The organism is Serratia bockelmannii (assembly GCF_008011855.1).
GTDB classification, from domain to species: Bacteria; Pseudomonadota; Gammaproteobacteria; order Enterobacterales; family Enterobacteriaceae; genus Serratia; species Serratia bockelmannii.
In genome coordinates this window covers 25,991-49,268 of record NZ_VOUX01000002.1, presented here as the reverse complement: position 1 = coordinate 49,268, position 23,278 = coordinate 25,991, and the positions used below count along the sequence as shown (strand labels likewise).

General features: G+C 60.8%; 22 protein-coding genes. 14 read left to right on the top strand and 8 right to left on the bottom strand.

Going from position 1 to position 23,278, the window contains the following annotated elements; translation table 11 throughout:
• Positions 1–59: 59 nt before the first annotated feature.
• From hutH to FOT55_RS02345, 3 genes are all read right to left on the bottom strand, one after another.
• The gene (gene hutH, locus FOT55_RS02355; protein WP_025301604.1) at positions 60–1,595 is read right to left on the bottom strand and encodes a histidine ammonia-lyase; all 1,536 of its coding nucleotides are present in this window, start codon (positions 1,593–1,595) and stop codon (positions 60–62) included.
• The gene (gene hutU, locus FOT55_RS02350) at positions 1,592–3,283 is read right to left on the bottom strand and encodes a urocanate hydratase (protein WP_025159649.1); all 1,692 of its coding nucleotides are present in this window, start codon (positions 3,281–3,283) and stop codon (positions 1,592–1,594) included. The genes hutH and hutU overlap by 4 nt, the downstream gene beginning before the upstream one ends.
• 375 nt (positions 3,284–3,658) lie before the next feature.
• Positions 3,659–4,999 carry an MFS transporter gene (locus FOT55_RS02345; protein ID WP_049207202.1) on the bottom strand — a complete coding sequence of 447 codons (1,341 nt, stop codon included), beginning with the start codon at positions 4,997–4,999 and terminating at the stop codon, positions 3,659–3,661.
• Between the two features lie 323 nt (positions 5,000–5,322).
• Between FOT55_RS02345 and queE the strand changes: the two genes are divergently transcribed.
• Together queE and FOT55_RS02335 are read left to right on the top strand one after the other, a co-directional pair.
• Positions 5,323–5,994, top strand: a complete 672-nt coding sequence (gene queE / locus FOT55_RS02340) for a 7-carboxy-7-deazaguanine synthase QueE (protein WP_004932641.1) — start codon at positions 5,323–5,325, stop codon at positions 5,992–5,994.
• Between the two features lie 43 nt (positions 5,995–6,037).
• Positions 6,038–6,547, top strand: coding sequence for a GNAT family N-acetyltransferase (locus tag FOT55_RS02335; protein ID WP_053085969.1), 510 nt, complete (start codon positions 6,038–6,040; stop codon positions 6,545–6,547).
• Between the two features lie 26 nt (positions 6,548–6,573).
• Here FOT55_RS02335 and queD read toward each other — a convergent pair whose 3' ends face one another.
• Complete coding sequence (gene queD / locus FOT55_RS02330; RefSeq protein ID WP_025301608.1) at positions 6,574–6,933, bottom strand: 6-carboxytetrahydropterin synthase QueD; 360 nt, start codon at positions 6,931–6,933, stop codon at positions 6,574–6,576.
• 436 nt (positions 6,934–7,369) lie between these two features.
• On the opposite strand from queD, the gene cysJ reads away from it, so the two are divergent.
• The 3 genes from cysJ to FOT55_RS02315 all read left to right on the top strand — a co-directional run bounded on the left by cysJ (position 7,370) and on the right by FOT55_RS02315 (position 11,683).
• Complete coding sequence (gene cysJ / locus FOT55_RS02325) at positions 7,370–9,172, top strand: NADPH-dependent assimilatory sulfite reductase flavoprotein subunit (RefSeq protein ID WP_147823050.1); 1,803 nt, start codon at positions 7,370–7,372, stop codon at positions 9,170–9,172.
• Entirely contained in the window at positions 9,172–10,887 is a 1,716-nt protein-coding gene (gene cysI, locus FOT55_RS02320) for an assimilatory sulfite reductase (NADPH) hemoprotein subunit (protein WP_043135856.1), read from the top strand. Before cysJ ends, cysI begins: the two co-directional genes overlap by 1 nt.
• A 61-nt stretch (positions 10,888–10,948) precedes the next feature.
• Positions 10,949–11,683, top strand: a complete 735-nt coding sequence (locus FOT55_RS02315; RefSeq protein WP_147823049.1) for a phosphoadenylyl-sulfate reductase — start codon at positions 10,949–10,951, stop codon at positions 11,681–11,683.
• Between the two features lie 55 nt (positions 11,684–11,738).
• Here the strand turns inward: FOT55_RS02315 and FOT55_RS02310 are convergent, their stop codons facing one another.
• Entirely contained in the window at positions 11,739–12,809 is a 1,071-nt protein-coding gene (locus FOT55_RS02310) for an aminopeptidase (protein WP_147823048.1), read from the bottom strand.
• A 261-nt stretch (positions 12,810–13,070) separates the two neighbouring features.
• On the opposite strand from FOT55_RS02310, the gene cysG reads away from it, so the two are divergent.
• The 5 genes from cysG to FOT55_RS02285 all read left to right on the top strand — a co-directional run bounded on the left by cysG (position 13,071) and on the right by FOT55_RS02285 (position 17,910).
• Positions 13,071–14,501 (top strand): siroheme synthase CysG, encoded by a 1,431-nt coding sequence (gene cysG, locus FOT55_RS02305; protein WP_043135853.1) that lies wholly within the window; start codon positions 13,071–13,073, stop codon positions 14,499–14,501.
• Between the two features lie 22 nt (positions 14,502–14,523).
• Positions 14,524–15,432, top strand: coding sequence for a sulfate adenylyltransferase subunit CysD (gene cysD, locus FOT55_RS02300; protein WP_004932620.1), 909 nt, complete (start codon positions 14,524–14,526; stop codon positions 15,430–15,432).
• An 11-nt stretch (positions 15,433–15,443) separates the two neighbouring features.
• Positions 15,444–16,871, top strand: coding sequence for a sulfate adenylyltransferase subunit CysN (gene cysN / locus FOT55_RS02295; protein WP_147823047.1), 1,428 nt, complete (start codon positions 15,444–15,446; stop codon positions 16,869–16,871).
• Positions 16,810–17,499 (top strand): adenylyl-sulfate kinase, encoded by a 690-nt coding sequence (gene cysC, locus FOT55_RS02290; protein WP_080271240.1) that lies wholly within the window; start codon positions 16,810–16,812, stop codon positions 17,497–17,499. The genes cysN and cysC overlap by 62 nt, the downstream gene beginning before the upstream one ends.
• Before the next feature lie 84 nt (positions 17,500–17,583).
• Positions 17,584–17,910: a DUF3561 family protein gene (locus FOT55_RS02285; RefSeq protein ID WP_025301616.1), complete on the top strand. Its 327-nt coding sequence runs from the start codon at positions 17,584–17,586 to the stop codon at positions 17,908–17,910.
• Between the two features lie 52 nt (positions 17,911–17,962).
• Here FOT55_RS02285 and FOT55_RS02280 read toward each other — a convergent pair whose 3' ends face one another.
• Genes FOT55_RS02280 through FOT55_RS02270 form a run of 3 tightly spaced genes read right to left on the bottom strand, consistent with a single transcriptional unit; the run spans position 17,963 to position 20,273 of the window.
• On the bottom strand, positions 17,963–18,685 hold the full coding sequence (locus tag FOT55_RS02280) for an amino acid ABC transporter ATP-binding protein (RefSeq protein WP_043135839.1): 723 nt from the start codon (positions 18,683–18,685) through the stop codon (positions 17,963–17,965).
• Positions 18,669–19,481 carry an amino acid ABC transporter permease gene (locus tag FOT55_RS02275; RefSeq protein ID WP_060434258.1) on the bottom strand — a complete coding sequence of 271 codons (813 nt, stop codon included), beginning with the start codon at positions 19,479–19,481 and terminating at the stop codon, positions 18,669–18,671. Before FOT55_RS02275 ends, FOT55_RS02280 begins: the two co-directional genes overlap by 17 nt.
• A gap of 21 nt (positions 19,482–19,502) precedes the next feature.
• On the bottom strand, positions 19,503–20,273 hold the full coding sequence (locus FOT55_RS02270) for a basic amino acid ABC transporter substrate-binding protein (protein WP_147823046.1): 771 nt from the start codon (positions 20,271–20,273) through the stop codon (positions 19,503–19,505).
• Between the two features lie 403 nt (positions 20,274–20,676).
• On the opposite strand from FOT55_RS02270, the gene ftsB reads away from it, so the two are divergent.
• The 4 genes from ftsB to truD are packed head-to-tail and all read left to right on the top strand — an operon-like array spanning position 20,677 to position 23,243.
• Positions 20,677–20,997, top strand: a complete 321-nt coding sequence (gene ftsB, locus FOT55_RS02265) for a cell division protein FtsB (RefSeq protein ID WP_021505314.1) — start codon at positions 20,677–20,679, stop codon at positions 20,995–20,997.
• A 3-nt stretch (positions 20,998–21,000) separates the two neighbouring features.
• On the top strand, positions 21,001–21,708 hold the full coding sequence (gene ispD / locus FOT55_RS02260) for a 2-C-methyl-D-erythritol 4-phosphate cytidylyltransferase (protein ID WP_147823045.1): 708 nt from the start codon (positions 21,001–21,003) through the stop codon (positions 21,706–21,708).
• Positions 21,709–21,718: 10 nt separating this feature from the next.
• Positions 21,719–22,192 (top strand): 2-C-methyl-D-erythritol 2,4-cyclodiphosphate synthase, encoded by a 474-nt coding sequence (gene ispF, locus FOT55_RS02255; RefSeq protein ID WP_060430901.1) that lies wholly within the window; start codon positions 21,719–21,721, stop codon positions 22,190–22,192.
• 4 nt (positions 22,193–22,196) lie between these two features.
• Positions 22,197–23,243: a tRNA pseudouridine(13) synthase TruD gene (gene truD / locus FOT55_RS02250; protein WP_147823044.1), complete on the top strand. Its 1,047-nt coding sequence runs from the start codon at positions 22,197–22,199 to the stop codon at positions 23,241–23,243.
• The last annotated feature ends 35 nt before the right edge of the window (positions 23,244–23,278 follow it).

Genomic DNA, 23,278 nt, shown 5'->3' with positions numbered 1-23,278 from the left:
GCGCCGGGTGGAACGCACCCGGCGGGGCAGAACAAACTGCGTGATTCAGTGTGTGATGATTATGCCTGGCTAGGCAGCAGCGCCGCAGGCAGCAGCGATGTCAGGTGACCGGCCGCCAAGAGTTGGCTGGCGGCTTCAATGTCGGGGGCGAAGAAACGATCCTTGTCGTAGAAACTGACATGCTCGCGCAGCAGACGGCGCGCCTGCTCCAGACCTTCCGAGGTCTTCAGGCCGTTGCGGAAATCCAGGCCTTGGCAGGCGGCCAGCCATTCGACCGCCAGAATGCCGCGCACGTTGTCCGCCATGCTCCACAGGCGGCGACCGGCGGCCGGCGCCATGGAGACGTGGTCTTCCTGGTTGGCGGAGGTCGGGATGCTGTCGACGCTTGACGGATGCGCCAGCGCTTTGTTTTCGCTGGCCAGCGCCGCGGCGGTGACCTGGGCGATCATGAAGCCGGAGTTCACGCCGCCGTTTTCCACCAGGAACGGCGGCAGTTGCGACATGTGTTTGTCCATCATCAGCGAGATGCGGCGTTCGGACAGCGAACCGATTTCGGCAAACGCCAGCGCCAGGTTATCGGCGGCCATCGCTACCGGTTCGGCGTGGAAGTTGCCGCCGGACAGCACGTCGCCCTGTTCGGCGAACACCAGCGGGTTATCGGAGACGGCGTTGGCTTCGATTTCCAGCACCTCGGCGGCCTGGCGGATCTGCGTCAGGCAGGCGCCCATCACCTGTGGCTGGCAGCGCAGGGAGTAAGGATCCTGCACTTTTTCACAGTTGCGGTGCGAGTCGGAGACTTCGCTGCGCGCGCCGAGCAGGTGGCGATAGGCGAGGGCGGCGTCGATCTGGCCGCGCTGGCCGCGCACCTCGTGGATACGCGCATCGAACGGGCTGCGAGAGCCCAGCGCCGCTTCCACCGTCAGACTGCCCGCCACGGTCGCAGCGGCGAACAGATCTTCGGCATCGAACAGGCCGCGCAGCGCGAAGGCGGCGGAGACTTGGGTGCCGTTCAGCAGCGCCAGGCCCTCTTTCGCCGCCAGCGTCAGCGGTTTCAGGCCGGCTTTGGCCAGCGCTTCGGTCGCCGGCAGCCATTGGCCCTGATGGCGCGCCTGGCCTTCGCCCAGCAGCACCAGGCTCATGTGCGCCAGTGGCGCCAGGTCGCCGGAGGCGCCGACGGAGCCTTTCAGCGGAATATGCGGATAAACTTCGGCGTTGACCAGCGCGATCAGCGCCTGAATGACTTCCAGACGAATGCCGGAGAAGCCGCGCGACAGGCTGTTGATCTTCAGCACCATGATCAGGCGCACCAGGTTGTCGTCGGTCGGCTCGCCCACGCCGGCGGCGTGTGACAGTACGATCGAACGCTGCAGGTTTTCCAGATCGTCGCGGGCGATGCGCGTCGAAGCCAGCAGGCCAAACCCGGTGTTGATGCCGTAAGTGGTGCGGTTTTCTTCAACGATGCGTTCCACGCAGGCCACGCTCTGTTGGATAGGGCCGTAGGCGTTGTCGTCCAGCGTCAGCGTCACCGGGTGTTGATAGACGTCGCGTAGCTGGGCCAGCGTCAGTTTGCCTGGGCGAATAGTCAGCGCTTTCATGCTTTTTCTCCTTGGGTCGCGGCAACCATCGGCAGGTTCAGGCCTTGCTCGCGGGCGCAGTCGATAGCGATATCGTAACCGGCGTCGGCGTGACGCATGACCCCGGTAGCCGGGTCATTGTGCAAGACGCGGGCGATGCGCTCGGCGGCCTCGTCGGTGCCGTCGCAGACGATCACCATGCCGGAGTGTTGGGAGAAGCCCATGCCGACGCCGCCGCCGTGGTGCAGGGAAACCCAGGTGGCGCCGCTGGCGGTGTTCAGCAGGGCGTTCAGCAACGGCCAGTCGGAAACCGCATCGGAACCGTCTTTCATCGCTTCGGTTTCACGGTTCGGGCTGGAAACGGAGCCGGAATCCAGGTGGTCGCGGCCGATGACGATCGGGGCGGACAGTTCGCCGCGGCGCACCATCTCGTTGAACGCCAGGCCCAGCTTGGCGCGCTGGCCGAGGCCAACCCAGCAGATGCGCGCCGGCAGGCCCTGGAAGCTGATGCGCTCGCGCGCCATGTCCAGCCAGCGGTGCAGGTGTTCGTCATCCGGGATCAGCTCTTTCACCATGGCGTCGGTTTTGTAGATGTCCTGCGGATCGCCGGACAGCGCCGCCCAGCGGAACGGCCCGATACCGCGGCAGAACAGCGGACGGATGTAGGCCGGCACGAAGCCCGGGAAGTCGAAGGCGTTGTCGACGCCGGTTTCTTTCGCCATCTGGCGAATGTTGTTGCCGTAGTCGAAGGTTGGCACGCCCATCTGCTGGAACGCCAGCATGGCTTTGACGTGATCGGCCATCGACTGCTTGGCGGCGGCGACCACTTTGGCCGGCTCGGTTTGCGCGCGCTGGCGATACTCTTCCCAGCTCCAGCCCTTCGGCAGGTAGCCGTTCAGCGGATCGTGGGCGCTGGTCTGGTCGGTGACCATGTCCGGGCGCACGCCGCGGCGCACCAGCTCAGGCAGGATTTCCGCCGCGTTGCCGCACAGAGCGATGGAGATGGCTTTGCCTTCTGAGGTGTATTTCTTGATGCGGGCCAGCGCGTCGTCCAGATCTTTGGCCTGCTCATCGACGTAGCGGGTTTTCAGACGGAAATCGATGCGGCTCTGCTGACATTCGATGTTCAGCGAGCAGGCGCCCGCCAGCGTCGCGGCCAGCGGCTGCGCGCCGCCCATGCCGCCCAGACCGGCGGTCAGCACCCAGCGCCCCTGCAGGCTGCCGTCGTAGTGCTGGCGGCCCGCTTCAACGAAGGTTTCATAGGTGCCCTGAACGATGCCCTGGCTGCCGATGTAGATCCAGCTGCCGGCAGTCATCTGGCCGTACATCGCCAGGCCTTTGGCGTCCAGTTCGTTGAAGTGTTCCCAGGTTGCCCAGTGCGGCACCAGGTTGGAGTTGGCGATCAGCACGCGCGGCGCGTTGCTGTGGGTTTTGAATACGCCGACCGGTTTGCCGGACTGCACCAGCAGGGTTTCGTCTTCTTCCAGCGTTTTCAGGGTTTCGACGATCTTGTCGTAGCAATCCCAGTCGCGCGCGGCGCGGCCGATGCCGCCGTACACCACCAGCTCGTGTGGGTTCTCCGCAACTTCAGGATCGAGGTTGTTCATCAGCATGCGTAACGGCGCTTCGGTCAGCCAGCTTTTTGCGTTTAATTGTGTGCCGCGTGGCGCGCGTACATCGACATTGCGAACTTTGTTATTTGTAGTCACAGCAGTTTCCTCAAACAGTATCGGTGCAGATTCCATGCCGCGGTGGGGATGAGTACCACGGCATAACAATGCGTAGGGCTTATTAACATATACTTGTATGTACAAGCATATGCAACACTGACCAGTTGCCGCTGAAAAGTGGCATAAGAAAAAGTTATTTTCTTTTTATATCAGGTTGATATGCGAGTTTTTATCGCCGGTCCCAGGTACGGAAAGCCGGAGAAAAGTGAGCTGTTCGGCAAAAATGAATTAAAATTGACTCATTTTTGGGCGGCTAGTCACAATATTTTTACAGTCTGATTACAGTTGACGGCGCAGGATAAAAAAGCCCTATCACCGCAGGAAGAAAGCCCGCCGTGGGCGGGCTTGCAAGGGTCAGGCGGCCGGCTGCAGCGTCGGTTTGCGGCTCATCTTGCACACCGTGGCGATGGCGGCGATCAGCGCCGGCACGCACAGGAACATCAGGATGCTCTGCACTTCCCACTGCATCGCCAGCAGTTGGGCGCCCATCATGGTGCCGGCGACGCCGCCGAAGCGGCCGATGCCCTGCATCCAGGCGATGCCGGTGGCGCGGCTGTGGGTCGGGTAGAAGGTCGCCGCCAGCGTTTGCAGCCCGGACTGCGCGCCGTTCATGGTGACGCCCATCAGGAAGATGAAGGCGCCCAGCAGCACGATCTGTTTATCTTCGGTGGCCATCGCCACGATCAGCAGGGCGGTGACGACAAAGCCGCTCGAGACCACTTTATGCGCATTCCAGCGATCCATCAGCCAGCCGGCCACCAGGATGCCCAGCGTGCCGCCGAAGGTGAACAGCGAGGTGAGCATCGCCGATTGTTCCAACTGGTAACCCAATCCCTGCATCAGGATCGGCATCCAGCTCAGCAACACGTAGTAGATCACCAACCCCATAAAGTAGGTCAGCCACAGCATCAGCGTGCCGAGCAGATAGGGGCGGCTGAACAGCAGGCCGACGCTGGTTTTGGTCTGCGCCAGCTTCTCTTCGTACAGGTAAAAACGCGTCACGCCGTCGAGGCTCCGGTTGACGAAACGCTGCGCGATGCGTTTGATCTTCGCCGCATCCTGGCCGCGGTTAACCATATATTTAACCGACTCTGGCAGCAGCAGGATCAGCAGAACCGTCAATACCAGCGGCGCGATGGCGCCGAGCAGCAGCACACTGTGCCAGCCGTAGCTCGGGATCAGCCACGATGAAATGGCGCCGCCGCCGGCTGCGCCCAGCGGAAAGCCGCAGTACATGGTGTTGATCGCCAGCGAACGGCAGCGCTGCGGCGCGTATTCGGAGATCAAGGTAATGGCGTTGGGCATCGCCGCCCCCAGCCCGAGGCCGGTGAGGAAGCGCCACAGCGTCAGGCTGTTGAGCGAACCGGCGTAGGCGGTGGCCAAACTCGACAGGCCGAAGAACAGGCAGGAAAACACCAGCACGCGCTTGCGGCCGATGCGGTCGGAGATCGGCCCGGCGATCAGCGCGCCGAGCGACAGCCCCAGCAGCGCGGCGCTCAGCACCGGCCCCAGATCCTGTTTGACGATGCCCCAGTCTTTGGCGACCGAGGGGGCGATATAGCCCATGGCGGCGGTATCGAAACCGTCGATGGCGAGGATCAGGAATCCGAGAATGATCAGGGTCCAGTGAAACAGCGAAAACTTGCTGTCGTCGATGGCCTGTTGAATGTTTAACTCGCTGGTGGAATGAGTCATGGCACCCTCTAAACGCAGATGTAGTCGTGATGGAACGTGGCCGAAACTGGCGCTCGGCTTGTGTTTGCTTGTATATACATCTGCGCGTCAGCGCTTTATGTCAAATATAATTATCTTATTTGTTAACTGCGTGTTGTTTTCTGTGGAGCAGGTTGCACCGCCGATGAAAGGCCAAAGACCGGTTAACAAATTAAATGAACGCCATTGGCGGTGAGATATGCTGATGGCGGCGCGGAGGATAAAATTTAATACAATTTTGGCCGTTTGGTCGCCGGGCCGGAATCTGCGATAATCGCTTTTTACTTTTCCAGATTGAGAAACCGATGCAGTACCCGATCAACGAGATGTTCCAAACCTTGCAGGGCGAAGGCTTTTTCACCGGCGTGCCGGCCATTTTCATCCGCCTGCAGGGCTGCCCGGTAGGGTGCAGTTGGTGCGATACCAAACATACCTGGGAAAAGGAAGCCCATCGGGAAGTCGACCTGCAACGGATCCTGGTCAAAACAGAAGAGAGCGACGCCTGGGGCAATGCCAGCGCCGAGCAGCTGTTGGCGGTGATGCGCCAACAAGGCTACACCGCGCGTCATGTGGTGATCACCGGCGGCGAACCCTGCATTTACGATCTGGCGCCGCTGACCGAGCTGTTCGAACAGCACGGCTACCGTTGCCAGATTGAGACCAGCGGCACCCACGAAATTCGCTGCTCCGCCAACACCTGGGTGACGGTTTCGCCCAAGGTGAATATGCGCGGCGGCATGAAGGTGCTGGATCAGGCACTGCGGCGCGCTGACGAGGTGAAGCATCCGGTGGCGCGCGAGCGCGACATCGAGGCGCTGGATGCGCTGCTGGCGACGTTGCAGGATGACAAGGCGCGGATTATCGCGCTGCAACCGATCAGCCAGAAAGAAGAGGCGACCCGCCTGTGCATCGAAACCTGCATTGCGCGCAATTGGCGGCTGTCGATGCAGACCCACAAATATCTGAATATCGCCTGAGTTTTTTATTGGCCGCAGGCCTTCGAACGGGACGGGAGTTACGGTGAAAATTGTATCGCGTGCATTCGAGGCGGTGACGGAAGCGGAATTGCGGTCGATTCGCTCGCTGTTGTCCGACGCTTTCCCCGAGATAACCGACGGATTTTATCGGCGGCAGGTGCCGGTTTGCCTGGTGACCGCCGCGGAAGGCGAGGCGATCGTCGGCCAATTGGCGGTGCATAAGCGGCCGGTGTTGATTGACGGTGAGACCGAGGTGATCGGCATCATCGGGCTGGTGGCCGTGGCACAAACGCATCGGCGCCGCGGCGTGGCCGCAAACATGCTGGTGAAGGCGCATGACTATTTGCGCAGTAAAGGGATCGCGTATTCCATACTGTTTGCGGTAAGCGAAAAGTACTATACCGGCGCCGGCTATCGGGCGATGGAAAACGAGACGGCGTTCATTGAGGATGGCGAGAGCAAAACGTTTGTCTATCGCGGGGGAATGGTGCTGAGCCTGTCGGAAAGGCCCTGGGTGGCGCGGCGCCTGGATCTGCAAGGCGAGGTAGTGTGAGGGTATCTGCACATACCCTCACGGCATCAACCTTTATATACGCATCCCGCCGTACAGGTCTCTTTCACCATCACCGCAGTCAGTTCCGGTAACTGAGGCTTGAGCTGCTGCCAAATCCAGGCGGCGAGCACTTCGCTGGTGGGATTTTCCAATCCTGGAATATCGTTCAGATAATGGTGATCCAGCCGCTCCCAGATCGGGGAAAACACAGCCTTGAGCTCGGCGAAATCCATCACCCAACCGGTGTGGGGATCCACGTCACCGGTCACTTCCAGACGCACCATAAACGAATGCCCATGCAGACGGCCGCATTTGTGGCCCTCCGGTACATGCGGCAAACGGTGTGCGGCTTCAAACTGAAAATCTTTAAACAGCGTGGTTGCCATTATTACGGCCTCATTGACTCAAAAACCGCCGCATAGTACCGGAAAGCGCGCCTGCTTGCCATTTATACCGTTATGGTCTACCGCCACGGCAAACGCACCCGGTTAACACTTTTTTTGTTTGGTGTCTGCGGCACCTATCGGCTGGGGTTATGAGTCGAAATGTTGAACGGTGAAAAAATGATGAAAAAAAGTGCTTTATTTTCATCTGGATAAAAAACTTTATTTAACGGTTTAAGCGTTATCCCTTACCAGAAAAACAGCTTAGTCATTTTGGTTATGATTTATTGCTATCCCTTATTTAATCGTTGCTATTCTGCTCGGTAACCTTACAAACTCTCCTGATCTTTTCCGCACACCCGACGCAGCGAAGAGACAGCGACTGGCACTGGCGCGCGCCTGGCAGGAAAGGCGCTAAGTATAGGAAATAAGTACAGCAATGACGACTCAGGCTCCTCCAACATCTTTGCTCCCGCTGACGCCGGAACAGCTGGCGCGCTTACAGGCGACGATCGGCGACTATTCGCCGACGCAGCTGGCGTGGCTGTCCGGTTATTTTTGGGGCATGGTCAATCAACAGCCCGGAGCCGTGGCCATTGCGCCTGCCGCCCCTGCGGCTGCGGCCGCCATCACCATCATTTCCGCTTCGCAGACCGGCAATGCGCGCCGCCTGGCGGAGCAGTTGCGCGACGATCTGTTGGCCGCCAATCTGAGCGCCACGTTGGTCAGCGCCGGCGACTACAAGTTCAAACAGATAGCGCAAGAGCGCCTGTTGGTGATCGTCGCCTCCACACAAGGGGAAGGCGAACCGGCGGAAGAAGCGGTGGCGCTGCATAAATTCCTGTTCTCGAAGAAGGCGCCGAAGCTCAATGACACCGCGTTTGCGGTGTTCGGGTTAGGCGACACCTCTTATGAGAATTTCTGCCAGTCAGGTAAAGATTTCGACGGCAAGCTGGCCGAGCTGGGTGCCGAGCGCCTGGTGGAGCGCGTAGATGCCGACGTGGAGTACCAGGAGCTGGCCGCCGCCTGGCGCAAACAGGTGGTGTCGGTGCTGAAGGCGCGCGCGCCGGCGGAAAGCGCTGCGCCGGGCGTGTTGGCCAGCGGCGCGGTTGACCTGATCGACAGCAGTCCGTACAGCAAGGAACAACCGCTCACCGCCCAACTGGCGGTCAAGCAGAAAATTACCGGCCGCGCGTCGGATAAAGACGTGCGCCATATCGAGATCGATCTGGGCGATTCCGGCCTGCGCTATCAGCCGGGCGATGCGCTCGGCGTATGGTTCGACAACGATCCGGCGCTGGTGGACGAACTGGTGCAGCTGTTGTGGCTGAAAGGCGACGAGCCGGTCGAGGTGGAAGGGCAGACCCTGCCGCTGGCGCAGGCGCTGCGCAGCCATTTCGAACTGACGCAGAACACCACGCCGATCGTCGATAAATACGCCGCGCTGTCGCGCGACGAAACGCTGATCGGTCTGTTGGCGGATAAGGCTGCGCTACAGCAGTATGCGCACAACACGCCGATCGTCGACATGGTGCGCCAGGCGCCGGCGGATCTGAGCGCCGAACAGCTGGTCGGGCTGCTGCGTCCGCTGACGCCGCGCCTGTACTCCATCGCCTCTTCGCAGGCGGAGAACGAAAGCGAAGTGCACATCACCGTGGGCGTGGTGCGTTACGACATCGACGGGCGCGCCCGCAGCGGCGGCGCCTCCGGCTTCCTGGCGGATCGCCTGGACGAAGACGGTGACGTGCGTGTGTTTATCGAGCACAACGACAACTTCCGCCTGCCGGCCAATCCGGAAGCGCCGGTGATCATGATTGGCCCGGGCACCGGCATCGCGCCGTTCCGCGCCTTTATGCAGCAGCGCGACGCCGACGGCGCCGGCGGCAAGAACTGGCTGTTCTTCGGCAACCCGCACTTTACCGAAGATTTCCTGTACCAGGTCGAATGGCAGCGCTACGTGAAAGACGGCCTGCTGACCCGCATCGATCTGGCCTGGTCCCGTGACCAGCAACATAAAATATACGTACAAGACAAACTGCGCGAACAGGGCGCAGAAGTGTGGCGCTGGATTCAGGAAGGCGCGCACATTTACGTCTGCGGCGATGCCAATCGCATGGCGAAAGACGTGGAAAACACATTACTGGAACTGGTGGCCGAGCACGGTGGCATGGATACCGAGCAGGCGGATGAATTTTTAAGTGAGCTGCGCCTTGAGCGCCGTTATCAGCGAGATGTTTACTGATGAGTGATAAACACCCCGGGCCTTTGGTAGTCGAAGGCAAACTGGCCGATGCGGAGCGCATGAAGAAGGAAAGCAACTTCCTGCGTGGCACCATCGCCGAAGATTTGAACGACGGCCTGACCGGCGGCTTCAACGGCGACAACTTCCTGCTGATCCGTTTTCACGGCATGTACCAGCAGGATGACCGTGACATTCGTGCCGAACGCGCCGAGCAGAAGCTGGAGCCGCGCCACGCCATGATGCTGCGCTGCCGCCTGCCGGGCGGCGTCATCAGCCCACAGCAGTGGCTGGGCATCGACAAGTTCGCGCAGGAGAGCACGCTGTACGGCAGCATTCGCATCACCAACCGCCAGACGTTCCAGTTTCACGGCATCCTGAAAGGCAATGTCAAACCGGTGCACCAGCTGCTGAACCGCCTGGGGCTGGACGCGCTGGCGACCGCCAACGACGTGAACCGCAACGTGCTGTGCACCTCCAACCCGGTGGAGTCCGAGCTGCATCAGGAAGCCTACGAGTGGGCGAAGAAGATCTCCGAACACCTGCTGCCGCGCACCCGCGCCTACGCCGAGGTGTGGCTGGATCAGGAAAAGGTGGCCACCACCGACGAAGAACCGATTCTGGGGCCGACCTACCTGCCGCGCAAATTTAAAACCACGGTGGTGATCCCGCCACAGAACGACGTCGATCTGCACGCCAACGACATGAACTTTGTGGCGATCGCCGAAAACGGCAAGCTGGTAGGCTTCAACCTGCTGGTGGGCGGCGGGCTGTCCATCGAACACGGCAACAAGAAAACCTACGCGCGCCAGGCCAGCGAGTTCGGCTACATTCCGCTCGAACATACGCTGGCGGTAGCGGAAGCGGTGGTGACCACGCAGCGCGACTGGGGCAACCGCACCGATCGCAAGAACGCCAAGACCAAATACACGCTGGAGCGCGTCGGGGTAGATGTTTTCCGCGCCGAAGTGGAAAAGCGCGCCGGCATTACTTTCGCGCCGATCCGGCCGTATGAATTCACCGGCCGCGGCGATCGCATCGGTTGGGTGAAGGGCATCGACGATCAATGGCACCTGACGCTGTTTATCGAGAACGGCCGCCTGCTGGACTATCCGGGGCGCCCGCTGAAGACCGGCATGGCGGAGATCGCCAAGATCCATAAAGGTGACTTCCGTCTGACGGCGAACCAAAACGTGATCATCGCCGGCGTGCCGGAAAGCGAGAAGGCGAAGATCGAAGCCCTAGCGCGCGATCATGGCCTGATCGACGACGAGATCAGCGAGCAACGCAAGAATTCGATGGCCTGCGTGTCGTTCCCGACCTGTCCGCTGGCGATGGCGGAGGCCGAGCGCTTCCTGCCGCAGTTCGTCACCAAGGTGGAGGGGATCATGCATCGGCACGGGGTGGGCGACGAGCATATCGTGCTGCGCATTACCGGCTGCCCGAACGGCTGCGGCCGCGCGCTGCTGGCGGAGCTGGGGCTGGTGGGCAAGGCGGTCGGCCGTTATAACCTGCATTTGGGCGGCAACCGCGAAGGCACGCGCATTCCGCGCATGTACCGCGAGAACATCAACGAAGACGAGATCCTGAACGAGATCGACCTGTTGGTGGGGCGCTGGGCGGAGGAGCGCAACGGCGGCGAAGGCTTCGGCGACTTCACCGTGCGTGCGGGCATCGTCAAACCGGTGCTGGATCCGGCGCGAGATTTCTGGGAGTGAGGCCGGGCGGCCTCTGGGCAGAGGGGCCGCGCAGGTAATTTCAAGCATCAGGAGAGACAACATGGCTGAATTCGATCTGGCGGCGCTGAACGCGTTGCCCAAATCCGGGCAGGCGCTGGCATTGGCGGTAGTCAACGGCCAACTGGAGACCCTCAGCGCCGAACAGCGCGTTGCATGGGCGCTGGGGCATCTGCCCGGCGAGTTCGTACTCTCGTCCAGTTTCGGCATTCAGGCGGCGGTATGTCTGCACCTGGTGACGCGCATCCGGCCGGATATCCCGGTGATCCTGACCGACACCGGTTACCTGTTCCCGGAAACCTATCGCTTTATCGATCAACTGACCGACCAGCTGAAGCTGAATCTGCAGGTGTTCCGCGCCGAACAGTCTCCCGCCTGGCAAGAGGCGCGCTATGGCAATCTGTGGGAACAGGGCGTGGAAGGGATTGAAAAGTACAACCAGATCAACAAGGTTGAGCCGATGAACCGCGCGCTGGAGACGCTGGGGGCGCAGAGCTGGTTCGCCGGTCTGCGGCGCGAGCAGTCCGGTAGCCGCGCCAATCTGCCGGTGCTGGCGGTGCAGCGTGGGGTGTTCAAGATCCTGCCGATCATTGACTGGGACAACCGCAAGATTTACCAGTATCTGACCGAACACGGGCTGAGTTATCACCCGCTGTGGGAACAGGGCTACCTGTCGGTAGGCGATACCCACACCACCCAGAAATGGGAGCCGGGCATGAGTGAGGAAGAGACGCGTTTCTTCGGCCTGAAGCGCGAGTGCGGTCTGCACGAAGGCTAAAAGAGGCGAATCACCCGACAGGGCTCAGCAATGCTGGGCCCTGTTTTTTTGTAGGCTACTTTTTCTTTTGTGCTTTCGGCGGGTGCGCCTGCGCCAACTCTTTGATCAGCGGCAGCAGGATCTGCACGCTGTCGCGGCTGCGTTTGTCGATCCGCCCCGGCAGATAGCGATCCAGATACTGCAGGTTGTCGTATTGCGGGCGGTGCCAGGTGATGCCCTGCGGGAAGTGCGGGCTGACGGCGCGCTGCTGATAGCCGTCCTTCTCCCCCAACGACCAGTTGGTGGCCTCTACCGACAATACCGGGATGCCTGCGGCATCGAACACCTCTTGATCGGAGCAGCAGCCGGTGCCCTGCGGATGCTGTGCGCTGCCTGGATTGGTGGCGGCGGCGATGCCGTAGCGATGGGCGATATCCAGCGCGCGATCGCGGGAGCGCTTCGCCATCTGCGGCGGCGTGTTGCGCCCGGCGTTGAAGTACAGCCGATCGCCAGTGATCAGGCTGTCGAGATTGATCACCAGCACGGTGTTGCTTTTCTCTTCCGCACTCATTCGCTGCAGGTAGTTCTGCGCCCCCAGCGAACCGAGCTCTTCGGCGCTGGTGGCGACGAAGCGCAGGCCGTAGGCGGTGGGGATGTTCTTCAGGCGTTCCGCCAGTTCCAGCATTACGCCGATGCCGGAGGCGTTGTCGTCGACACCCTGCAGCGTCAAGCCACCGAGGTTGTTATCCAGATCCTCGTCGCTCCGCGGCGTATAGGTGTCGAAGTGGGCGACGACCACGATTTGTTTCGGGCTGTCGCCGTTGCGGGCGGCGATCACCGAGCTGGCGGTGACGTTGTTCCAGTTCTTCTTGCCATCTTTGCTGGTGTAGAGATAGCGCGTATTGACGCTGCGAATATCGCTTTGGTAACCCATCTTGCTGAATTGCTGCTTCAGGTAGTCGGCGGTGAGCAATTCGGCCGGGCTGCCCGCCATGCGGCCGGGGAAGTAAGTGGCGATGTGGCGGGTCTGTTCGGCGGCGAAACGGCCCATTGGCGCGTCTTTTACGGGCTGTGCGGCACACACGCTGAAGACGCCGCCGAGTGCGAGGGCCAGCAGGCTGGTCTTCAGGTAAAAACGGGAAAACATACCGAAAAATCCTTCTTTGCTATCGGCGCTGCCGATCATTTTTCTTCGGCACCCAGTATGAGACGCCGGGCGGCATTACACAATTTCCCTGTCTCTTAATTTTCGCGCCAACGCGCAAACTGCTGTCGTGAGTATCACCGTTTGCCTTCGGCGTTGCGGCCTATATTCCATAAAGGAACTAATCATTCCTTTTCGTCATTTCAGAGGCTAAATCTCAGCCCGTATAGTCACACTATCTTTCTGTTATATGAAAAGGCTGTTGTGGACTATCTACCAATATTCGCCGACCTGAAACAACGTCCGGTACTGGTCGTTGGCGGTGGTGACGTGGCGGCGCGCAAAGTCGATCTGCTTCAGCGCGCCGGGGCTGAAATACGGATAGTTGCGCAGTCGCTCTCACCGGAACTGGAACAACAACGTCAGCAAGGTCAGGTGCTCTGGCTGGGGAAAAGCTTTGATCCGCAGCAGCTGGACGACGTGTTTCTGGCGATCGCCGCCACGGACGACAATGCGCTGAACGCCGCGGTGTTCGCCGAGGCGGATAAACGCCGGGTGCTGGCCAACGTGGTGGACGATCAGCCGCGTTGTTCGTTCATCTTCCCGTCGATCATCGATCGCTCGCCGCTGGTGGTGGCCGTATCGTCCAGCGGCCAGGCGCCGGTGCTGGCGCGGTTGCTGCGCGAAAAGCTGGAGGCGTTGCTACCCGCCAGTTTGGGGCAGATGGCGCAGGTGGCGGGCCGCTGGCGCGGCCAGGTCAAACAGCGGCTGGCCTCGATTGGCGAGCGTCGCCGTTTCTGGGAGAAAACCTTTGGCGGTCGTTTCGCCACGCTGGTGGCCAACGGCCAGACGGCGCAGGCGGAACGGCAGCTGGAGCAGGATTTGCACCGCTTCGCCGCAGGCGATGAGGGCGCCCAGGGCGAGATAGCGTTGGTGGGCGCCGGGCCGGGCGACGTGGGGCTGTTGACCCTGCGCGGGCTGCAGGTGATGCAGCAGGCGGACGTGGTGCTGTATGACCATCTGGTCAGCGGCGAAATCCTCGATCTGGTGCGCCGTGACGCCGAACGCATCTGCGTGGGCAAGCGCGCCGGCGCGCACTCGGTGATCCAGGAGGAGACCAATCGGCTGCTGGTGGAACTGGCGCAGCAGGGCAAACGCGTGGTGCGCCTCAAGGGTGGCGATCCGTTCATCTTTGGCCGCGGCGGCGAAGAGCTGCAGGTGGCCGCCGCCGCCGGCATTCCTTTCCAGGTGGTGCCGGGCGTCACGGCCGCCGCGGGGGCGACCGCCTACGCCGGCATTCCGCTGACGCACCGCGACCACGCGCAGAGCGTGACCTTTATCACCGGCCACTGCCGCCCCGACGGCGATGGCCTGGACTGGGCCGATCTGGCTCGGGCGCGGCAGACGTTGGCTATCTACATGGGCACGATGAAGGCGGCGGACATTAGCCAGCGGCTGATCGCCCACGGTCGCGCTGCCGCGACGCCGGTGGCGGTGATCAGCCGCGGCACGCGCGCCGATCAGCAGGTGCAGATCGGCACGCTGGAACAACTGGAACACCTGGCCCAACAGGCGCCGCTGCCGGCGCTGTTGGTGATCGGCGAAGTGGTGGAACTGCACCATCAAATCGCCTGGTTCGGGCATCAATCGCAGACGGAAGGGGCAGCGCGCCCGGCCGTCGTGAATTTGGCATAGGCAAGGCTTTTAAGGACCTGTTATGGACGAAAAACGACTCACTCATTTGCGGCAATTGGAGGCGGAGAGTATCCATATCATCCGTGAAGTCGCCGCTGAATTCGCCAACCCGGTGATGCTGTATTCCATCGGCAAAGACTCTTCCGTGATGCTGCATCTGGCGCGCAAGGCGTTCTTCCCCGGCACGCTGCCGTTCCCGCTGCTGCACGTCGATACCGGCTGGAAATTCCGCGAAATGTACGAATTCCGCGATCGCACCGCGAAGGAGTACGGCTTCGAGCTGCTGGTGCATAAAAACCCGGAAGGGGTGGCGATGGGCATTAACCCGTTCGTGCACGGCAGCGCCAAGCATACCGACATCATGAAGACCGAGGGCCTGAAGCAGGCGCTGAACAAGTACGGTTTCGACGCCGCCTTCGGCGGTGCGCGGCGCGACGAGGAGAAATCGCGCGCCAAAGAGCGCATCTATTCGTTCCGCGATCGCTTCCACCGCTGGGATCCGAAAAACCAGCGGCCGGAGCTGTGGCACAACTACAACGGCCAGATCAACAAAGGGGAGAGCATCCGCGTCTTCCCGCTGTCGAACTGGACCGAGCTGGATATCTGGCAGTACATCTTCCTGGAAAAGATCGACATCGTGCCGCTGTACCTGGCGAAACCACGCCCGGTGGTGGAGCGCGACGGCATGCTGATGATGGTGGACGACGATCGCATCGATCTGCAGCCGGGCGAAGTGATCAGCCAGCGCATGGTGCGTTTCCGCACCCTGGGGTGCTGGCCGCTGACCGGCGCGGTGGACTCGCAGGCGCAAACCCTGCCGGAGATCATCGAAGAAATGCTGGTCTCCACCACCAGTGAACGCCAGGGGCGGATGATCGATCGCGATCAGTCCGGCTCGATGGAGCTGAAAAAGCGTCAAGGGTATTTCTAAGGAGCCGCCGGATGAACAACGCAATTGCACAACAAATCGCTGACCAGGGCGGCGTCGAGTCCTATCTGCACGCGCAGCAGCACAAGAGCCTGCTGCGCTTTCTGACCTGCGGCAGCGTCGACGACGGCAAAAGCACCCTGATCGGCCGCCTGCTGCACGATACCCGCCAGATCTACGAGGATCAGCTGTCGACGCTGCACAGCGACAGCAAACGCATCGGCACCCAGGGCGAGAAGCTCGATCTGGCGCTGCTGGTGGACGGCCTGCAGGCCGAGCGCGAACAAGGCATCACCATCGACGTGGCCTATCGCTACTTCTCGACCGAAAAACGCAAGTTTATCATCGCCGATACCCCGGGGCATGAGCAGTACACCCGCAACATGGCCACCGGTGCCTCTACCTGCGATCTAGCGATCCTGCTGATCGACGCTCGCAAAGGGGTGCTGGATCAGACTCGCCGCCACAGCTTTATCGCGACCCTGCTGGGCATTCGCCATCTGGTGGTCGCGGTGAACAAGATGGATCTGGTGGACTATCAGGAAACGGTGTTCGAGCAGTTCAAACAGGATTACCTGACCTTCGCCCAGCAGCTGCCAGGCGACCTGGACATCAAATTCGTGCCGCTGTCGGCGCTGGACGGCGACAACGTGGCGAGCGAAAGCGCCCATATGCCGTGGTACAGCGGCCCGACGCTGCTGGAAGTGCTGGAGAGCGTTGATGTGATCAGCGAGCGAGAAAACCAGCCGCTGCGCTTCCCGGTGCAGTACGTCAACCGCCCGAACCTCGATTTTCGCGGCTATGCCGGCACGCTGTCTGCCGGCGTGGTGCGGGTGGGGCAACGGGTCAAAGTGCTGCCTTCCGGTGTGGAGTCCAACGTGGCGCGCATCGTGACCTTCGACGGCGATCTGCAAGAAGCGGTGCCGGGCGAGGCGATTACGCTGGTGCTGAAGGATGAAGTGGACATCAGCCGGGGCGATCTGCTGGTCGACGCCGGCGAAAGTCTGCAGGCGGCGCAGAGCGCGCTGGTGGACGTAGTATGGATGGCCGAGCAGCCGTTGGTGCCGGGCCAGAGCTACGACATCAAGATCGCCGGTAAAAAGACCCGCGCACGCGTGGAGAGCATCCGTCATCAGGTGGAGATCAATACGCTGGCGCAGCATCCGGCCGACACGTTGCCGCTCAACGGCATCGGATTGGTGGAACTGACCTTCGACGAGCCGCTGATGCTGGACAGCTATCAGAGCAATCACGACACCGGCGGGCTGATCTTTATCGATCGCATGAGCAACGTCACGGTTGGCGCCGGTCTGGTGCGTGAAACGCTGCAGGCCGCATCGGCGGCGCGCGGCGAATTCAGCGCCTTCGAGCTGGAGCTGAATGCGCTGGTGCGCAAGCACTTCCCGCACTGGGGCGCGCGCGATCTGCTCGGTGGCCGATAAGGTGGCCGTTGAACTGAGGGCGACCGGGCCGGACGACGAGAACGTGGTTTGGCATCCGCACGCGGTGACGCGCGCGGATCGCGAAGCGCGCAACGGCCATCGCGGCGCGGTGCTGTGGTTTACCGGGCTGTCCGGCTCGGGCAAATCCACCGTCGCCGGCGCGCTGGAGCAGGCGCTGCATGGGCTCGGCGTCAGCACCTACCTGCTGGACGGCGATAACGTGCGCCATGGCCTGTGCCGCGATCTCGGCTTCTCCGACGAGGATCGGCGCGAGAACATTCGCCGGGTGGGGGAAGTGGCCAAGCTGATGGTGGACGCTGGGCTGGTGGTGCTGACCGCGTTCATTTCGCCGCACCGCGCCGAACGGCAGATGGTGCGCGAGATGCTCGGTGACGATCGCTTTATCGAGGTGTTTGTCGATACGCCGTTGGCGATCTGCGAGGCGCGCGATCCGAAGGGATTGTATAAGAAAGCGCGCGCCGGCGAGCTGCGCAATTTCACCGGTATCGACGCGGTTTACGAGGCGCCGCAGCAGCCGGAAATCCACCTTGATGGCCAACAATTGGTAACAAATTTGATTGCGCAATTGTTAGACGTGTTGCGTGGTCAGGCTATTATCAAACCCTGAATTCAAAAAAAGCGTGTGGCGTTTTTCGCCATGCGCTTTTTACTCTAAGCCGCCGCAGAGCGAGCCGAATAACCAGGGATCACTATGCAAAATGTCACGCCTATCTTGATCGACGCCAAGCAATCAAAACAGGAGAGAGAGGAGCCTTCTTATTCTTTCCTGGGCGGCGTCAGCGGCTTTGTTTTCTACTGGCTGGCGTTCGCGTTGCCGTTTCTGGTTTACGGTTCCAACACGCTGTTTTTCCTGCTTTATACTTGGCCATTCTTCCTGGCGCTGATGCCGCTGTCGGTGTTGATCGGCATCACCCTCAGCATGCTGCTGCGCGGTCGTCTGATCTTGACGCTGCTGTTGACCGGCACCATTGTGCTGTGCCTGTTTTGGCTGGTGTTCAGCTTCCTGACCGGGTGGTGAGGGAGCGGGCGCCGATGCCGGCGCCCGAAGGATTGCAAAGCGGTGCCGAAGGTTACAAAACTTTGCTTAGAAATGCCTGAGTGCGCGGATTAGTCGGATGGCTGAAGATCTGCTGCGGTGCGCCTTCCTCCTGAATGATCCCCTGATCGATAAACAGCACCCGGTCGGCCACCTCGCGGGCAAAGCCCATCTCATGCGTTACCACCACCATGGTCATGCCCTCGTGGGCCAGCGATTTCATCACTGCCAATACTTCGCCCACCAGCTCCGGATCGAGCGCGGAGGTCGGTTCGTCGAACAGCATGATCTTCGGCTCCATCGCCAGCGCGCGGGCGATCGCCACCCGCTGCTGCTGGCCGCCGGACAGGCTGTTGGGGTAGGCGTCAATCTTGTCGAGCAGGCCGACCTTGCGCAGCAGCTGTTCAGCTTGCGTAATGGCTTCGGCGCGAGGCAGTTTCTTCACGCTTACCGGTGCCATGATGATGTTTTCCAACACCGTCATGTGCGGGAACAGGTTGAAGCGCTGAAATACCATGCCCACGCTTTCACGCATTTTGTTCAGGTCGGTTTTCTGATCGTGGACGGCGAAGCCATTCACCTCGATCTCGCCGCCGGAGAGCGTTTCCAGCGCGTTGATGCAGCGCAGGAAGGTGCTCTTCCCTGAGCCGGAAGGGCCGATGACGCACACCACTTCGTTGGCGGCGATCTGACAGGAAATGCCGCGCAGCACGTGGCTCTCGCCGAACTGTTTTTGCAGGTTATGTACGCGAATCACTTTTACCGAACCTCTTTTCCATGTGTTGCACCAGCAGCGAGAGCAGGAAGGTGATGACCCAATAGACCAGCGAAATGGTCAGATAGGGCTCCCAGTAAGTGGCGTAGGCGCCGGAGACGGTACGGGCGGCATAGGCCAGATCCGCCAGGCCGATGGCGGAGGCCAGCGACGAATCCTTGACGATCGCGATGGCGTTGTTGCCCAGCGGCGGCAGCATGCGGCGGAAGGCCTGCGGTAAGATAACCTGTCGCATGGTCTTGCCGTAGCTCATGCCCAGCGAACGCGAAGCCTCCATCTGGCCGCGATCGATCGATTGGATCCCGGCGCGGAAGATCTCCGACACATAGGCGCCGGCGTTGAGCGTGATCGCCACCACGCAGGAAAGAAAGGCACCGTAGTCGGCGCGCAGAGCACGGGCGAAATCGACGCTCATCAGGCCGCTGGTGACCAACAGGCCGTCGCGCGGATTGATGAACAGCGGCACCAATGCAAAGTGCACCACCATGATCTGCACGAACAGCGGCGTGCCGCGAAAGGCGCTGATGTAGATGCGTACCGGCCACTGAACGCCGTAATGCAGGATGGGTTTCCAGATGCCGTGCGGCGCCTGCGCCAAGCGGCCCAGCCCGAGGATCAAGCCCCAGGTGGTGCCCAGCAGCACGCAGATAATGGTGCATTTGATGGTCATCCAGGCGCCTTCCATAAACAGCGGCGCGTATTCCTGGATGATCTCCCAGCGGAAGTTCAAGGGGTATTCCTTCTTGGTAGGCTGAAACGGTGGCGCGCCGACGCCCATGCGGGCGCCGGCGGCAGGGCATTATTCCGCCGGCAGCGTCGGTACGTTGCTGTCGAACCAGGTTTGGTAGATCTTGGCGTAGGTGCCGTCGGCGACGATTTTCTTCAGGCCGGCGTTGATTTTGTTGCGCAGCTCATCGTTGCCTTTGGCGACGGCGATGCCGAAATACTGGCGCTCAAACTTGGCGTCGGGCACCAACTTGAAGACTTTCTCAGGGTGGGTTTTGATATAGAACTTGGCCACGCCGACGTCGCCGACCGCCGCGCCGATGCCGTCTTCATACAGCTCCTGCAGCATCAGCGGGGTATTGTCGAAGCGCTTGATGGCGGTGCTGTTTTTACCCAGCACGTCGGACACCACGATGTCGCCGGTGCTGGAGTTCACCACGCCGACCTTCAGCGCCTTCAGCGCGGCGATGGAGTCCACCGTCGAGTCTTGCGGCACCACGATAGCCTGTTCGGCCGGGAAGTAAGGCGCCGAGAAATCAACCATTTGCTTGCGCTTGTCGGTGATGGTGATGCCGGAAATGATGATGTCGCGATCGCCGGAATTCAACGTGGCGAAGATCCCCTCCCACGGCGTATTGATCAGTTTGATTTGGAAGCCTTCGGCCTTGGCCACCGCTTTGATGATGTCGATGTCGAAACCTTCCAGCTGCTTTTGGCTGTTTTCAAACTCGAACGGCCGATAGGTGCCGCCGGAGCCGACGACGTAGGTCGTTTCAGCCGCTAACGCGGCGGTGGAGAAGGTGGCGGCTAGGCAGGCGCCGATCAGAACTAAACGTTTTAACATCGCGATCCCCGATAATGAATGGTTATATATTGGAATTATTTATGCACTATGAGTGCATAAAAATAAGCTCCAATGAATGAAAGTGCAACCACTGCATGATAATTATTCTTTCTATGGTGTTAAATATTCACTTTTGACGTTGCTTTGGCGTAAGAAATGGGTCAGCAAGCGGCGATGCAGTGGTTCTTGCTGCATAATGGGGAAAGGGCAGTGCGTGTCTCATCGGAAAATGCGCCGCGCGTGCCGGGCAAAAGGGGCTTTTTTTGCCGCTTTCACCACGGAATTAGGCGATAAAGTCGGGAATCCTTCATCCGTATTCTGAATTTGGCGTTGAAATGCCGCTCTCAGTGTGGAGTCCAACGAGAAGTTGTGGGATGATTGGTCGGTTTTTCAGGGGGCGGAGATGGGAAAACTTACGCTGCTATTGCTGGCATTGCTCGGTTGGTTACAGTATTCACTGTGGCTGGGCAAAAATGGTATTCACGATTACGTGCGAGTCAATGAAGACGTTGCGGTCCAACAGGGCAGTAACGCCAAGTTGAAAGCGCGTAACGATCAGCTGTTTGCCGAAATCGATGATTTGAACGGCGGTCAGGAAGCGATCGAAGAGCGAGCGCGTAATGAGCTGGGCATGATCAAGCCCGGTGAGACTTTCTATCGTCTGGTTCCTGACCAATCCAGACGCAACGCGGCGTCTTCCTCGCAAAATAACGCACAAAAATAACGCATGAATCACTCCGCAGGCACCTTTCCCTCGGTGATTGCCGTCCTGCCCGCTGCCGGTATCGGCAGCCGCATGCAGGCGGAATGCCCGAAGCAATATTTAACCATCGGCCGGCACAGCATCGTCGAACACGCTATCCATGCCCTGTTGCGCCACCCGCGCATTGAACGGGTGATCGTGGCGATTAGCCCGGAAGATCGCCAGTTCGAACGGCTGCCCATCGTCCAGGATCCGCGGGTGACCGTCACTGAGGGCGGCAAACAGCGCGCTGATTCGGTGATGGCCGGGCTGAAGCTCGCGGGCGATGCGGACTGGGTGCTGGTGCATGACGCTGCGCGCCCCTGCCTGCACGCCGACGATCTCGAGCGCCTGCTGGCGATCACCGCACACAGCAAGGTCGGCGGCATTCTTGCCGCGCCGGTGCGTGACACCATGAAACGCGCCGAACCTGGCCGCGACACCATCGCCCACACCGTCGAACGGCAGGATCTGTGGCATGCGCTGACGCCGCAGCTGTTTCCGCTGCCGCTGCTCAAGCAGTGCCTGCAGCGCGCGCTGGATGAAGGCGCTAACGTCACCGACGAAGCCTCGGCGCTGGAGCATTGCGGTTATCATCCGCAGCTGATCGCCGGCCGGGCGGACAACATTAAAGTAACGCGGCCGGAGGATTTGGCGCTGGCGGCGTTCTATTTGACTCAGTTAGACAATTAAGGAGCGCACCATGCGTATCGGTCACGGTTTTGACGTACATAAATTCGGCGGCGAAGGCCCGTTGGTGATCGGTGGCGTTCGCATCCCTTACGACAAAGGTTTGCTGGCCCATTCCGACGGCGACGTTGCGCTGCACGCCGCGACCGACGCCTTGCTGGGCGCTGCGGCGCTGGGTGATATCGGCAAGCTGTTCCCCGATACCGATCCGGCTTTCAAGGGCGTGGACAGCCGCGAGCTGCTGCGCGAAGCCTGGAAACGTATCCGCGCCAAAGGATACCGCCTCGGTAACCTCGATATCACGATTATCGCTCAGGCGCCGAAAATGGCGCCGCACATCCCGCAGATGCGCGTCTTCCTGGCGGAAGATCTGCAGTGCCATATGGATGACGTCAACGTGAAGGCCACGACCACCGAGCAGCTCGGCTTCACCGGGCGCGGCGAGGGCATCGCGTGCGAAGCGGTCGCCTTGCTGATTAAGGAATAACCGCATGGATATGGCGAATCTGACCTGGCTGCATGGCCGGCCGCAGAGCACCGGGGTGTTGAAAGCCAATCCGGAAGATTTCGTGGTGGTGGAAGACCTGGGCTTTGCGCCGGACGGCGAAGGCGAGCACGTGCTGGTGAACATCCGTAAAAACGGCTGCAATACCCAGTTCGTGGCCGACTATCTGGCGCGCTTCGCCGGTATTCACGCCCGTTCCGTCAGCTATGCCGGCTTGAAGGATCGCCACGCGGTGACCGAACAGTGGTTCTGCCTGCATATGCCGGGCAAGGACACGCCGGATTTCTCACAGTTTGCGCTGGAAGGCTGCGAGGTGCTCTCGTTCGCCCGCCACCTGCGCAAAATGCGCATCGGCAACCTGAAGGGCAACCACTTTACGCTGGTGCTGCGCCACATTTCCGATCGTCAGGACGTGGAAAACCGTCTGCAGGCTATCGCCGCGCAGGGCGTGCCAAACTATTTCGGCAGCCAGCGCTTCGGCCGCGGCGGCAACAATCTGGTGATGGCGCGTCGCTGGGCAAACGACGAAATCCGCGTCAAAGAGCGCAGCAAACGCAGCTTCTACCTTTCCGCCAGCCGCAGCGCGCTGTTCAATCTGATAGTCGGCCGGCGCCTGACCGACGGCCTGCAGCGCACCGTGCTGGAGGGGGACGCCCTGCAGTTGAGCGGCCGCGGCAGCTGGTTCGTCGCCAAGGCCGATGAGCTGGAGACGTTGCAGCAACGGCTGGATGCCGGCGAGTTGGTTGTCACCGCGGCGTTGCCGGGCGACGGTGAGCCAGGCACCGCCGGCAAAGCCTTGGCTTTTGAACAACAATGCTTGGCGGAACAACCGGAATTGCTTACGCTTTTAAAGCGCGAGCGTGTCGACCCCGCTCGTCGGGCCCTGCTGTTGCAGCCGCAAAATTTGCAGTGGAACTGGTGGGATGACGTTACCGTGGAACTGCGCTTCTGGCTGCCAGCAGGCAGCTTCGCCACCAGCGTAGTGCGTGAAATTATGCTTCCCGATGATGGTGATGCGGATATCAGTGCGTAACGGAGAATACCCGTTTGGGCTTTGACAATCCCCAA